This is a genomic window from Pseudomonas guariconensis, from assembly GCF_900102675.1.
In the GTDB taxonomy this organism is placed as follows: domain Bacteria; phylum Pseudomonadota; class Gammaproteobacteria; order Pseudomonadales; family Pseudomonadaceae; genus Aquipseudomonas; species Aquipseudomonas guariconensis.
This window is the reverse complement of record NZ_FMYX01000005.1, coordinates 20053-33865: the sequence shown is the minus strand read 5'-3', so window position 1 is coordinate 33865 and position 13813 is coordinate 20053. Positions and strand designations below refer to the sequence as shown.

Genomic DNA, 13813 nt, shown 5'->3' with positions numbered 1-13813 from the left:
CGAGGGCACCGAAGATGCAAAGGCATGGCGCACACTTGCTGGACGCCACGTCGGCGCGCTTCGCCCTCTGGGCGCCCGATGCGCGCAGCGTGAGCTTGCAGCTGGAGCAACAACCTGCGGTCGAACTGCTGCCTGAAGCAGATGGCTGGTTCACCGGCCTGGCGCCTTGCCAGGCGGGCGACCGTTATCGCTACCGAATCGATGACACCCTGCAGGTGCCCGACCCCGCGTCGCGCTACCAGCCCGAGGGCGTGCAGGGACCCAGCCAAGTGGTGGACACCGCCAGCTATCCCTGGCGTCACCCCTGGCAAGGCCGACCTTGGCACGAGGCGGTGATCCAGGAGCTGCATGTCGGCTTGCTGGGCGGCTATGCCGGAGTCATGCGCGAACTGCCGCGCCTGGCCGAGATAGGCATCACGGCCATCGAGCTAATGCCGCTGGGGGCGTTTCCGGGGACGCGCAATTGGGGCTACGACGGCGTGTTGCCGTTCGCCCCGCAGCACACCTATGGCAGTCCGACCGAACTGTGCCGCTTGATCGACGAGGCCCATGGCCATGGCCTGATGGTGCTGCTCGATGTGGTCTACAACCACTTCGGTCCCGACGGCAACTACTTGCATCAGTACGCCAGCACGTTCTTTCGCGAAGACCGGCAGACGCCCTGGGGCGCTGCCATCGATTTTCGCCGGCCCCAGGTGCGCGAGTTCTTCATCCAGAATGCCCTGATGTGGCTATGCGACTATCGCTTCGACGGCCTGCGCCTGGACGCGGTGCATGCCATCGACCAGCCGGACTTTCTCATCGAACTGGCCCAGCGCGTACGTGCCGCCGTGGCCCCAGGTCGTCAGGTATGGCTGGTGCTGGAGAACGAACACAACCAGGCCTCGCTGCTCGAGCAGGGCTTCGACGCCCAGTGGAACGACGACGGCCACAACGCCTTGCATGTCCTGTTGACCGGCGAAACGGAAGGCTACTACGCCGACTACAAGGATCGTCCGATCGAAAAACTGGCCCGCAGCCTGAGCGAGGGGTTTGTCTTCCAGGGCCAGGCCAACCGCCATGGCACGCCACGGGGCGAGCCCAGCGGGCACTTAGCGCCCAGTGCGTTCGTGCTATTTCTGCAAAACCACGACCAGATCGGTAATCGGGCAATGGGTGAACGCCTGACCCGCCTCTGCCCGCCCCCGGCCTTGCGCGCGGCCACCGGCTTGCTGCTGCTGGCGCCAATGATTCCACTGCTGTTCATGGGCGATGAAGAAGGCAGCCGCCGGCCATTTCTGTTTTTCACCGATCATCACGATGAGCTGGCCGACGCGGTGCGCGAAGGTCGCCGTGCCGAGTTCGCCCACTTCGCTGCGTTCGCCGACCCTGCGCAGCGCGAACGCATCCCCGACCCCAACGCCCAGGCCACCTTCGACGCCTCGCAGCTCGCAGCGCAGGAGGTGGTGGCCGGCTGGCACGGGCTGTACCAGCGCCTGCTGACCCTGCGCCGCCTGCATCTCACCCCACGCCTGCCTGGCAGTCGCGCCCTGGGCGCCACGGTACTGGGCGAACGGGCCCTGACCGCACGCTGGCGCCTGGGCGACGGTAGCCAATTGCGGATCGACCTCAACCTGGCCAGCGAGCCGCAATCGGTAGCACTGCCTCCAGTCGAGCGCTGGTTGTTCGACAGCAGCGACACCGCGCATCTCGACACTACCCTGCCCGCGCACAGTTGCGTGGTCAGCCTGCTGCCACCCGACCAGGAGGCTCCATGAGCGAATTGCCTTTGCACCGACTGGCCGCGCGGGTGGGCTTGGCCCGCGATTGGGTCGATGCCAACGACCGCCCCCAACGGGTCAGCGATGACGTCCTGCGCCAGGTGCTGGCAGGCCTTGGCCACCCGGCCGAAGACGAAACCGCTATCGCCGCCAGCCTCCAGGCGCTCGATGAGGCCGAGGATGCCGACCATCTGCCGCCGTTGCTCACCGCCGATGTGGGCCTGCCGCTGGACCTTGCGCGCTATTTCGCCCCTGGCAGCCCGGTGCAGTGCACCCTCGAGAACGGTGACCCGCTGACCCTGGCCCTCGATGGCCAGGCGCAGCTGCCGGGGGAGCTGCCCGTGGGCTATCACCAACTGAACATCGACGACCGCCCGTTCACCCTGGCGGTCGCGCCTGCGCGCTGCCATGCCTTGGACGAGGCAACCGAGCAATCACCGCCTCGGTGCTGGGGCCTTGCGGTCCAACTGTACAGTTTGCGCCGCCCCGGTGACGGCGGCTACGGCGACTGCCTGGCCCTGGAGCAACTGGCCCGAGCCGCCGCGGAACGAGGCGCCGACGCCTTGGCGATCAGCCCGATTCACGCCTTGTCGGCGATCGACCAGCGCCACTACAGCCCCTACTCCCCCTCCAGCCGCCTGCTGCTCAACACGCTGTACGCCAGCCCCGCCGCACTGCTGGGCGAGCGGGAAGTGCGCATGGCGATCGAGGCGTGCCAGTTGCAGCCGCTGCTCGATGAGCTCGAGCAACTGCCGCTGGTGGACTGGCCCCGCGCCGCCGAAGCCAGGCAACAGCTGCTGCAGGCGCTGTACAAGGACTTCAGCCGGGGCGCTCACCCCCTGCAAAAGGACTTCGACAGCTACCGTGAGGCCGGTGGCCAGGCCCTGTTGCACCACTGTTGGTTCCAGGTGCTGCAGGCCGAAGCGGTAGCCCGAGGCCTGGGTGCTGACTGGCGCAACTGGCCATCGGCCTGGCACGACCCTTATCACCCGGAGGTGGAAGCCTTTGCCAGCGCCTGCCCGGCCCAGGTCGAGTTCCATGCCTTCTGCCAGTGGCTCACCGAACGCGGCCTGCAACGCGCCCAGGAGGCCGCGCGCGGCAACGGCATGGCCGTGGGCCTGATCGCGGATCTCGCCGTGGGCGCCGACGGCGCCGGCAGCCAGGCCTGGAGCCGCCAGGACGAACTGCTGGCCGATCTCAAGGTCGGCGCCCCTCCCGATATCCTCAACCGCCAGGGCCAGGATTGGGGTATCTGCGCCTTCTCTCCGGAAGGCCTCAAGCGCAACGGCTACCGCGCCTTCATCGAAATGCTGCGCGCCAACCTTGCCCACGCCGGCGGCTTGCGTATCGACCACGTCATGGGCCTGCGCAGGCTGTGGCTGATCCCGCGGGGGGCGCGCCCCAGCGAGGGCGCCTACCTGAACTACCCGCTGGACGACCTGCTGCGCCTGCTGGCCCTGGAGTCGGTGCGCCACCGGGCGGTGATTTTGGGTGAAGACCTGGGCACGGTGCCCGAAGGCCTGCGCGAAACCCTGGCGGCCAAGGCCGTGCTGGGCATGCGCGTGCTGCCGTTCGAGCAACAACCGCCGGGGCATTTCAAACCGATTCTCGACTGGCCGGACAATGCCCTGGCCACTACCGGCACCCACGATCTCGCCCCCTTGGCCGGCTGGCTGCAAGCGCGCGACATCGACTGGAGCCATCGCCTGCAACTGGTGGACGCGGCCGCCGAGCTGCATTGGCGCCACACCCGCCAACGGGAGCGTGATGGCCTGCGCCGCACCTTGGAGCAGAACTATGGCGCCCTGGCTGACGACGACGCATTGATCGACGCGGCGATCCGCTACGTCGGACATACCCGTGCCCCCCTGGTGCTGGTCCCCCTGGAAGACTTGCTGGGCTGCGACGAACAGCCCAACCTGCCCGGCACCACCGATGGCCACCCCAATTGGCGTCGCCGCTTCGCCCGCCCGGTGCGCGAGCTGCTTGACGACGAAGACGCCGCCCGCCGCCTGGAGCTGCTGGCCCAAGCCCGCGAACAAGCCTGGGAGCGTGACCGATGAAACCCTTGACCGCCACGGTGCGCCTGCAATTGCACAGTGACTTCACCCTGGACGATGCGGTGCCCCTGGTGCCCTACTTCGCCCGCCTAGGGATCAGCCACCTGTACGCTTCGCCCATTCTCAAGGCCCGGGCGGGCTCGCGCCACGGCTACGACGTGGTCGACCCGACCCAGGTCAATCCGGAGCTGGGGGGGGAAGCGGCGCTCGAACGCCTGGTCGCCGCGCTGCGCCAGCATGGCATGGGGCTGATCCTGGACACGGTGTCCAACCACATGGCCGTGGGCGGCGCCGACAACCCCTGGTGGCAGAGCCTGCTGGCCTGGGGCCGGCGCAGCCCCTACGCAGAATTCTTCGACATTCAGTGGCACTCCAGTGACCCGCTGCTGGCCGGGCAACTGTTGCTGCCGTTCCTGGGCACTGACTACGGCGTGGCGTTGCACAACGGCGAGATCCCGCTGACGTTCGACAGCGACCAAGGCGTGCTGCAAGTCGCCCATTACGAGCACCGTTTCCCCATCTGCCCGCTGGACTACGGGCAAATCCTCGGCCAGAGCGAACACCCCGCTTTGCAAGCATTGGCTCAACACTTCAGTGCCTTGCGCGAGGCCGCCGATCCGTTGACCGACGCCCTGCCCCTGCAGGCCGAGCTGGCGCGCCTGGTTGGCGAAGGCGCGAGCCTCGACGGCGCCCTGGCCGCGTTCGACAGCCGCACCGAAGCGGGTCTGAAACGCCTGCACCTGCTGCTCGAACACCAGACCTATCGCCTGGCCAGCTGGCGCACTGCGGCCGATGACATCAACTGGCGGCGTTTTTTCGACATCAACGAATTGGGCGGGCTACGCGTGGAGCGTGCGGTGGTGTTCGAGGCAACCCACGCCAAGCTGTTCGAGCTGATCGAACGAGGCCTGGTGGACGGCCTGCGCATCGACCATATCGACGGCCTGGCCGATCCTCGCCAGTACTGCCGCAAGCTGCGCCGACGGGTCGAGCGCCTGCTCGCCCGCCGCCCTGTGCAGGCCGCCGTAGCGCATTTTCCGATCTATGTGGAGAAGATCCTCGGGGCAGGCGAGCACCTGCATCTGGACTGGCGCACCGACGGCACCACCGGCTACGAGTTCATGAACCAAGTCTCGCTGTTGCAGCACGACCCGGCCGGCGAAGCCCCTTTGACCGAGCTGTGGAGCAGTATCAGCGAACGCCCGGACTTTCCCGAGGAAGTGCGCCAGGCTCGCCACTTGGTGCTCAATGCCAGCTTGGCCGGCGATTGTGAGTCCGTGGCCCAGGCCCTGTTGCAGGTGGCCCGTGGCGACCTGATGACCCGCGACCTGACCCTCGGCGCGATCCGGCGGGCGCTGCAGGCGCTGGTCGAGCATTACCCGGTGTACCGCACCTACATCAATGCCTGCGGCCGTCCGGCCGAAGACGAAGCGTTCTTCCAACACGCCCTGGCCGGCGCCCGGCAGAGCCTGGCTGAAGCCGACTGGCCACTGCTCGATCATCTGCAGCACTGGCTGGGCGGCCAACCCTGGCGCCAACTGCCCCGTGGCCTGCCCCGCAAGCACCTGCGCCATGCCTGCGTGCGCTTTCAGCAATTGACGGCACCGAGCGCGGCCAAAGCCGTGGAAGACACTGCGTTCTATCGCTCAGGACGCCTGCTGTCGCGCAACGATGTGGGCTTCGAAGCCGAACGGTTCAGCGCCGATGCCACCTGGTTCCACAACGAGGCCCAGCAGCGCCTGCGGGACTTTCCCGACAACCTGCTGGCCACCGCCACCCACGACCACAAGCGCGGCGAGGACTGCCGCGCGCGCCTGGCGGTGCTGAGCGAACACGGCCCCTGGCTGGCCAGCCGGGTGGAGCACTGGCGCGAGCTCGCCACACCACTGCGCCAGTCATTGAGCGACGGCCCGGCACCGAGCCCGGCGGACGAACTGCTGCTGTACCAGACGCTGCTCGGCAGCTGGCCGCTGGAGCTGGACCTGCAGGACCTCGGAGCCTTGGGCCGTTATGCCGAGCGGGTCCGCCAGTGGCAGCAGAAGGCCCTGCGCGAGGCCAAGCTGCGCAGCAGCTGGAGCGCACCGAACGACGCCTACGAGCAAGCCTGCGCGACCTACGTTGACGAGCTGTTGCTGGGGCCGCAAAACCAACAGTTGCGCCGCTCGCTTCACGACGCCGCGCAGCTCATCGCCTCTGCCGGCGCACTCAACGGCCTGGCTCAGTGCCTGCTGCGCATGACCAGCCCCGGCGTACCGGATCTCTACCAAGGCAACGAGTATTGGGACCTGAGCCTGGTCGACCCGGACAACCGTCGCCCGGTGGACTACGCCGCGCGCCGCGCGAGCCTGGACGACAGCGTGCCGCTGGCCGAGCTGCTGGCGCATTGGCGCGATGGGCGTATCAAGCAGGCGCTGATCGCCCGGGTTCTGGATGCCCGCCAGGCCCATCCGCAGCTGTTCCAACGCGGCGCCTACCTGCCTTTGACCGTGCATGGCCGGCACGCCGACAAGGTGCTGGCGTTCGCACGCCTGGGCGAGGATGCCCGAGCCATCGTGGTAGTGCCGCGCCTGTGCGCCCCCCTGCTCGGCGACGCCCCTGTGCCCTTGATCCCAGCGCAGAACTGGGACGATACCCGGCTGATCTTGCCGTTTGCCTTGTCGTCTGCCACTTGCTTGGGACTTTTTTCCAGTGCGGCTGTCAGCCCTTCAAAGGAGCTGTATTTGAATACTGTGCTGGCGGAGTTTCCGGTCAACCTGCTGATACAACAATCTTGAACACCAGGAGCGTCATGATGAGTGCCGATGAAAAACGTATTCGCGAATTCGCCTACCAGATCTGGGAGTCGGAGGGTAAACCCGTAGGTCAGGAAGAACGCCACTGGGAGATGGCGCGCAAACTGGCCGAGGCCGAGGCGCTGGCGCCCAAGGCGACCCCGCGCAAGAAGGCGGCGGCCAAGCCCAAGGCAGCGGCTGAACCCAAAGCGCCGGCCGAGCCGAAAGTGGCTGCCTTGCCGGGGGTCAAACCGGCTGCGGCGAAAAAGCCAAAGGCTGTGAAGAAACCCACTGCAGGCTGAGCCTGTACCGAACCCTTTCGCGGGTTTGCCCGCGAAAGGGCTGGCATAGATGCATCGGTACATCCGTCCACCAGGCCAACGAGGACTGTCATGAGCCCCCGCACCCCGAAGAAAACCCGCTCCGTCGCTCCCTCACGCATCCGCGAAGGCTTGCCCTTCCCTCTCGGTGCCACCTGGGACGGTCTGGGCGTCAACTTCGCCCTGTTCTCGGCCAATGCCACCAAGGTCGAGCTGTGCCTGTTCGACTCCACCGGCGAACAGGAGATCGAACGCATCGAGCTCCCCGAATACACCGATGAGATCTACCACGGCTATCTGCCCGACGCGCATCCCGGGCTGGTCTACGGTTACCGGGTCCATGGCCCGTACGAACCGGAGAATGGTCACCGCTTCAACCCCAACAAGCTGCTGATCGACCCCTACGCCAAGCAACTGGTGGGGAATCTGAAATGGTCCGAGGCACTGTTCGGGTACACCATCGGCCATCCCGATGGCGACTTGTCCTTCGACGAGCGCGACAGTGCGCCCTTCGTACCCAAGTGCAAGGTCATCGACCCGGCCTTCACCTGGGGCCGCGACCAGCGGGTGCAGATCCCTTGGGAGCGCACCATTCTCTACGAAGCCCATACCCGTGGCATCAGCATGCGCCATCCGGCGGTACCGGAAGAACTGCGCGGCACCTTCGCGGGCCTGGCCAACGATGAGCTGCTCAAGCACATCAAGGACCTGGGCGTGTCCTCCATCGAGCTGCTGCCGATCCACGCCTTCGTCAACGACCAGCACCTGCTGCAGAAGGGCCTGAACAACTACTGGGGCTACAACAGCATCGCCTTCTTCGCGCCTCACCCCAAGTACCTGGCCAGCGGCAAGGTCGCCGAGTTCAAGGAGATGGTCGCGCACCTGCACGATGCTGGCCTGGAGCTGATCCTGGACGTGGTCTACAACCACACCGCCGAGGGCAACGAGCTGGGGCCGACGCTATCCATGCGCGGCATCGACAACGCCTCCTACTACCGGCTGATGCCCGACGACAAGCGCTACTACATCAACGACTCCGGCACCGGCAATACCCTCGACCTGAGCCATCCCTGCGTGTTGCAACTGGTCACCGACTCACTGCGCTACTGGGCCGGCGAGATGCATGTCGATGGTTTTCGCTTCGACCTGGCGACCATTCTGGGGCGCTATCACGATGGCTACAGCGAGCGTCACAGTTTCCTGGTGGCCTGCCGCCAGGACCCGCTGCTGAGCCAGGTCAAGCTGATCGCCGAGCCCTGGGACTGCGGCCCGGGTGGCTACCAGGTCGGCAACTTCGCCCCCGGCTGGGCAGAATGGAACGATCGCTTTCGCGACACCGTGCGCGCCTTCTGGAAAGGCGATGAAGGCCAGCTGGCGGACTTCGCCTCACGCATGACCGCCTCGGGCGACTTGTTCAACAACCGTGGCCGGCGGCCCTATGCCTCGGTCAACTTCGTCACCGCCCACGATGGCTTCACGCTGCGCGATCTGGTGTCGTACAACGACAAGCACAACGAGGACAACGACGAGAACAACCAGGACGGCACCGACAACAACCTGTCCTGGAACTGCGGTGTCGAAGGGCCTACGGACGACCCACAGATCAACGCCTTGCGCATGCGCCAGATGCGCAACTTCTTCGCCACCCTGCTGCTGGCCCAGGGCACGCCGATGATCGTCGCCGGCGACGAGTTCAGCCGCACCCAGCACGGCAACAACAATGCCTACTGCCAGGACAGCGAGATCGGCTGGATCAACTGGGATCTGGACCAGGAAGGCACCGAACTGCTGGCCTTCGTCAAACGCCTGACCCGGCTGCGCCTGGCCTACCCGGTGCTGCGCCGTTCGCGGTTCCTGGTGGGCGACTACAACGAGGCGATCGGGGTCAAGGACGTCACCTGGCTGGCGCCCGATGGCAATGAAATGAGCGTGGAGCAGTGGGAAGATCCCCATGGCCGCTGCCTGGGCATGCTCATGGACGGCCGCGCCCAAGTCAGTGGCATTGCCCGGCCCGGCGGCGAGGCGACCTTGCTGCTGATCGTCAACGCCTACCATGACACGGTGCCCTTCCAGCTGCCCTCGGTGCCCGAGGGCGACTATTGGAGCTGCCTGGTCGACACCGACCGGCCACAGATGCGTAAGCCTCAGCACCTGGCCTTCGATACGCTGTTCGAGGTCAAAGGGCGCTCATTGCTGCTGATGGCGCTACAGCGCGAAGAAGAGTGATAGGCCTGTCTCACTGGCTTGCGAAAAGAGTTGCATAAGTATGTACACCTGATGCCTCTTGGAGAGTGAACCCAGGCGAGCAAGATCTGTCCGAATCAGTGTCTGTTTGTGCGAGTGGCCCTGACGTCGGCATGCCTGCGATGGGGCATTCAACCCCGCAGTCCTTGAGGAGCCATCGTGAGCCCCGAAGCCGGTAGTCCAGGTTTCGCCAGCGTCAGCCAAGCCCCAGCCGTTCATCGGCTGCGGGTGCTGACGGTCAATACCCACAAGGGCTTCACCGCCTTCAACCGGCGCTTCATCCTGCCAGAGCTGCGCGAGGCTGTGCGCAGTACCCAGGCCGACATCGTGTTTCTCCAGGAAGTGCTCGGCAGCCATGACCGCCACGCCGCGCGCTACCAGGGCTGGCCACAGACGTCCCAATACGAGTTTCTTGCCGACAGCATGTGGAGCGACTTCGCCTACGGTCGCAACGCGGTCTATCCCGATGGCCACCACGGCAATGCCTTGCTGTCGAAGTACCCGATTCTCGAACACCGCAACCTCGACGTATCGATCACGGGCCCCGAGCGCAGGGGCCTGTTGCATTGCATCCTCGACGTGCCCGGCCAACGCCAGGTGCATGCCATTTGTGTGCACTTGTCGTTACTGGAAAGCCATCGGCAAAAGCAACTGCACCTGTTGCGCCGTTTGCTCGACAGCCTGCCGGCCGACGCCCCGGTGATCATCGCAGGCGACTTCAACGACTGGCAGCTGCGCGGCAATCGCACCCTGGGGGCTCAGCGTGATCTGCACGAAGCATTCGAGCGCCACCACGGCCTGCTGGCACGCACCTATCCGGCCCGCCTGCCGCTGCTGCGCCTGGACCGCATTTACCTGCGCAACGCCGAGAGTCATGCCCCGCGAATCCTCGGGCACAAGCCTTGGACGCATCTGTCCGATCATCTGCCCTTGGCGGTGGAGGTGCGTCTTTAGCAATGATTCGGCATAGTCCAACCTCGGTAAAGAACCAACCTCGATATCGATAGCTGAATTTCGAGCCAAATCATTCGCTTACGCCTCTCATCGACATACCGACAAGTCTTTCACGCTTTCTTGACGCAGGCGGCGACGTCTCCTTAGCTGAACTCTACAACGTGTCGTAAAAAATTCGCGCCGGGCCTCTAGCGTGCACCTTTGTGCGTACCTGCGAGCCCAGGCGTGCTGGTTTGGGTCGCCCTCTGTTTTTGTGTCGTACAGCTCGTGACATCAGGCCAGATCCTTGGGCTGTACCAACACACACCAACACAACAGAGGAGATCCGCCATGAAAAGAACCTCGAACCCCTGGCGCTTCGACGCGATTTTCTGTGCGGTTTCCACGTCGCTGCTCCTGGCAACCCCGGTGGAAACCTTCGCGTTCGAACTGCAGGAACAGGCCTCCTTCGCTGGCCTGTTGCAGCCGCCGGCCGTGCCGCAGCTCTCCCTCGATCCGGTGACCGCCAGCGGCCTGAGCCTGGGCACCCTGAGTGCATTTTCCGAGCGCATGAGCGAACGCCACGGCCAAGCGGCCCCGGACCTGGTCGCCAGCCAGTGGTCGCAGTTCTTCCCGGATGCCACAAGACCCGGCGCCCAAGTGCCCGCGCAACTGGAGGCGCCCAGCCAACAATTGACGATCGGCCCGGACCTGTTCGTGCGTGAAACCAACGGCAATGTGCATCGGGCGGGGATTTTCGTGGGCCACAACAACCTGCAAAGCAGCTTCAACGGCATGCGCCGGTTGCTCGGCGACAAGCAGAAGAATGCCGTTAACCTCAGCGGCGAAAGCCTGGGGGTGTACTGGAGCATGACCCATGAGCAAGGCTGGCACGTCGATGCCGTGGCCATGGGCACCCGCATCGACGTCAATGGCCGTGGGGAGAGCGGCCAGCGATTGGACGACAGCGGCCATGCGATGACCTTTTCGGTTGAAGGTGGATACCCCATCGGCCTGGGCGGTGGCTGGGTCATCGAGCCCCAGGCGCAGTTGATCAACCAGCAGTTCTTCCCCAGCAACCGGGCACAGGAAGAAACCCTGCAGGCATTCGACAGCCAGCCGAGCTGGAGCGGCCGGGTCGGTGCCAAATTGTCGGGGCGCTACACCGTACGTGGGATGCCCATCGAACCCTACGTGCGGACCAACGTGTGGTACGACTTCACCGATTCGGACACCGTAAAGCTGGACCAGGTCGACAAGATCTCCAGCTCCCGGTACTCGACCACCGTGGACCTTGGCTTGGGATTGGTGGCGCGGGTCACGCCGAAAGTAGCGCTGTTCGTCAGTGCCGACTACAGCAGCGATGTGGACGGCAATGACCTCAATGGCCTGATTGGCAGCCTGGGCGTGAGAATGCGCTGGTGAGACTTCGGGGCTGCCTTGCAGCCCCATGTCCTCAATCGATGGAACACCTCAAGACTTAAGGGGCCGCTTTGCGGCCCCCGGTACAGCTCAGGCCGGTTTCATCACCAGAACCCCCAACGGCGGAAGGTTCAAGGCCAGCGATAGCGGCTGCCCATGGCTGGCCACCTGCTCACTGGCCACCGCTCCCAGATTGCCCACATTCGACCCGGCATACAGCTCGGCATCGCTGTTGAGCAACTCCTGCCAGCGCTCGCCGAACGGCACACCGATGCGGTACCCCTCACGTGGCACCGGGGTGAAGTTGGCCACTACCAGCAACGGCTCCCCGGCGCTGCTCCAGCGCAGCCAGGCATACACGCTGTTGTGCGCGTCATCGCCGATCAGCCACTGGAAGCCCTGGGGCTGGCAATCCTGTTCGTGCAGCGAGGGCAGCTCGCGGTACAGGCGGTTGAGGTCGCTCACCAGGCGCTGCACGCCTTGGTGCTCGGGGTACTGCAGCAGGTACCAATCCAGCTGGTGGTCGTGGTTCCACTCGCGCCACTGGCCGAACTCGCAGCCCATGAACAGCAGCTTCTTGCCGGGGTGGGTCCACATGAAGGTGAGGTAGGCGCGCAGGTTGGCGAACTTCTGCCAGCGATCGCCGGGCATCTTGTCGATCAGCGAATGCTTGCCATGGACCACTTCATCGTGGGAGATCGGCAGGATGAAATGCTCTGAGTACGCGTAGATCAGCCCGAAGCTCATCTCGTTGTGGTGATACGCACGGTGCACCGGGTCGTTCTGGATGTAGTGCAGCGTGTCGTGCATCCAGCCCATGTTCCACTTGTAGGCAAAGCCCAACCCGCCCTGCTGCACCGGCTGGCTGACCCCGGGCCAGGCGGTGGACTCTTCGGCGATGATCAAGGCGCCCGGTGCCTCGACGGCGGCGACGCCGTTGAGGTGGCGGATGAAATCGATGGCTTCGAGGTTCTCACGGCCGCCGTGGCGATTAGGCACCCACTCGCCGGCCTTGCGCGAGTAGTCGCGATACAGCATCGAGGCCACGGCATCGACCCGCAGGCCATCGATGTGGAAGTGTTTGAGCCAGTGCAACGCCGAGGCCATCATGAAACCGCGCACCTCGTTGCGCCCCAAGTTGTAGATCAAGGTGTTCCAGTCCTGGTGGTAGCCCTCCAGGGGGTTGTCGTATTCGTAGAGTGCGGTGCCGTCGAAGCGCGCCAGGCCATGTTCATCGGTGGGGAAATGCGCCGGAACCCAGTCCAGCAGCACGCCGATGCCACCTTGGTGGCAGGCATCGATGAACGCCGCGAAGTCCTCGGCGCTGCCGTAGCGCGAGGTGGGTGCGAACAGCGACAGTGGCTGGTAGCCCCAGGAGCCCCCGAACGGGTGCTCCATGATCGGCAGCAGCTCGATGTGGGTGAACCCTAAATCCTGCACATAGGGCACCAGGCGCTCGGCCAGTTCACGCCAGTTGTAAAAGCGCGACACCTCGCCGGCGTCGTCCAGCTCGCAGCGCCAGGAGCCGGCATGCAGCTCGTAGATCGACAGCGGCGCGTCGTAGGCGTGACGCGCGGCGCGCTGTTGCATCCAGTCGTGATCCTGCCAGGCGTGCTGCAGGGGGCCTGACACCTTGGACGCGGTGCTCGGCGGCAACTCGGTGGCGCGGGCCAGCGGGTCGGCCTTGAGCGGCAGCACACCGTCCTGGCCGAGCACCTCGAACTTGTAGGCCTCACCGATACCCAGGCGTGGCACAAACAGCTCCCACACGCCGGCGTCGTGGCGCAGGCGCATGGGATGGCGGCGTCCGTCCCAGTTGTTGAAATCGCCCACCACCGACACGCGCCGGGCATTGGGTGCCCACACCGAGAAGCACACCCCATCGATGCCATCGGCACACATCGGCTGGGCGCCGAAACGCCCGGAGAGATCGCGGTGGTTGCCTTCGGCGAATAGGTACAAGTCCATTTCGCCCAGTTGCGGGCCGAAACTGTAGGGGTCCTCGGTGATCTGCTCACCTCCGGCCCAACCGATGCGCAGCAGGTACGGATGGGCTTCGTCCAGGTGCGCGGTGAACAGCCCCGGCAGGCTGCCCTGCACCATTTCGGCCAGCACACGCCCATCATGGCGCGCCAGCACCTGGACGTTCAGCGCAGTGGGCAGGAAGGCCCGGACGAACAGCCCTCCTGCACCATCGGCGTGGGGCCCCAGCACCGCAAAGGGATTGGCGTGCTCGGCGCGGGCCAGGGCGTCCAGATCCCGTTGCCGAAGGCCGCCGTTATCACGCGTGGTTGCATTCATCT

8 protein-coding genes are annotated in these 13813 nt (G+C 65.4%); 7 read left to right on the top strand and 1 reads right to left on the bottom strand.

Features of this window, described 5'->3' with window-relative positions; genetic code table 11:
* Window positions 1-14: 14 nt before the first annotated feature.
* The 7 genes from treZ (at window position 15) to BLS27_RS09860 (ending at window position 11513) form a co-directional block, all read left to right on the top strand.
* A complete protein-coding gene (treZ, locus tag BLS27_RS09890) occupies window positions 15-1757 on the top strand; it encodes a malto-oligosyltrehalose trehalohydrolase (RefSeq protein ID WP_090344439.1) in 1743 nt (580 codons plus the stop codon).
* Entirely contained in the window at window positions 1754-3823 is a 2070-nt protein-coding gene (malQ, locus tag BLS27_RS09885; RefSeq protein WP_090344437.1) for a 4-alpha-glucanotransferase, read from the top strand. Before treZ ends, malQ begins: the two co-directional genes overlap by 4 nt.
* Complete coding sequence (locus BLS27_RS09880) at window positions 3820-6594, top strand: malto-oligosyltrehalose synthase (RefSeq protein WP_090344435.1); 2775 nt, start codon at window positions 3820-3822, stop codon at window positions 6592-6594. Before malQ ends, BLS27_RS09880 begins: the two co-directional genes overlap by 4 nt.
* Window positions 6595-6608: 14 nt before the next feature.
* Window positions 6609-6893: a DUF2934 domain-containing protein gene (locus BLS27_RS09875; RefSeq protein WP_043212056.1), complete on the top strand. Its 285-nt coding sequence runs from the start codon at window positions 6609-6611 to the stop codon at window positions 6891-6893.
* 90 nt (window positions 6894-6983) lie between these two features.
* Window positions 6984-9137 carry a glycogen debranching protein GlgX gene (gene glgX / locus BLS27_RS09870; protein ID WP_043212058.1) on the top strand — a complete coding sequence of 718 codons (2154 nt, stop codon included), beginning with the start codon at window positions 6984-6986 and terminating at the stop codon, window positions 9135-9137.
* 177 nt (window positions 9138-9314) lie between these two features.
* Window positions 9315-10109: an endonuclease/exonuclease/phosphatase family protein gene (locus BLS27_RS09865; RefSeq protein WP_090344432.1), complete on the top strand. Its 795-nt coding sequence runs from the start codon at window positions 9315-9317 to the stop codon at window positions 10107-10109.
* A gap of 330 nt (window positions 10110-10439) precedes the next feature.
* Complete coding sequence (locus BLS27_RS09860; protein ID WP_090344429.1) at window positions 10440-11513, top strand: autotransporter domain-containing protein; 1074 nt, start codon at window positions 10440-10442, stop codon at window positions 11511-11513.
* 87 nt (window positions 11514-11600) lie between these two features.
* Here the strand turns inward: BLS27_RS09860 and glgB are convergent, their stop codons facing one another.
* Entirely contained in the window at window positions 11601-13811 is a 2211-nt protein-coding gene (gene glgB, locus BLS27_RS09855) for a 1,4-alpha-glucan branching protein GlgB (protein WP_043212061.1), read from the bottom strand.
* Window positions 13812-13813 lie beyond the last annotated feature (2 nt).

Coding starts and splice junctions, on each gene's coding strand:
- treZ (WP_090344439.1), top strand. CDS start 15: ATGCAAAGGCATGGCGCACACTTGCTGGACGCCACGTCGGCGCGCTTC.
- glgB (WP_043212061.1), bottom strand. CDS start 13,811: ATGAATGCAACCACGCGTGATAACGGCGGCCTTCGGCAACGGGATCTG.
- BLS27_RS09875 (WP_043212056.1), top strand. CDS start 6,609: ATGATGAGTGCCGATGAAAAACGTATTCGCGAATTCGCCTACCAGATC.
- BLS27_RS09860 (WP_090344429.1), top strand. CDS start 10,440: ATGAAAAGAACCTCGAACCCCTGGCGCTTCGACGCGATTTTCTGTGCG.
- glgX (WP_043212058.1), top strand. CDS start 6,984: ATGAGCCCCCGCACCCCGAAGAAAACCCGCTCCGTCGCTCCCTCACGC.
- malQ (WP_090344437.1), top strand. CDS start 1,754: ATGAGCGAATTGCCTTTGCACCGACTGGCCGCGCGGGTGGGCTTGGCC.
- BLS27_RS09880 (WP_090344435.1), top strand. CDS start 3,820: ATGAAACCCTTGACCGCCACGGTGCGCCTGCAATTGCACAGTGACTTC.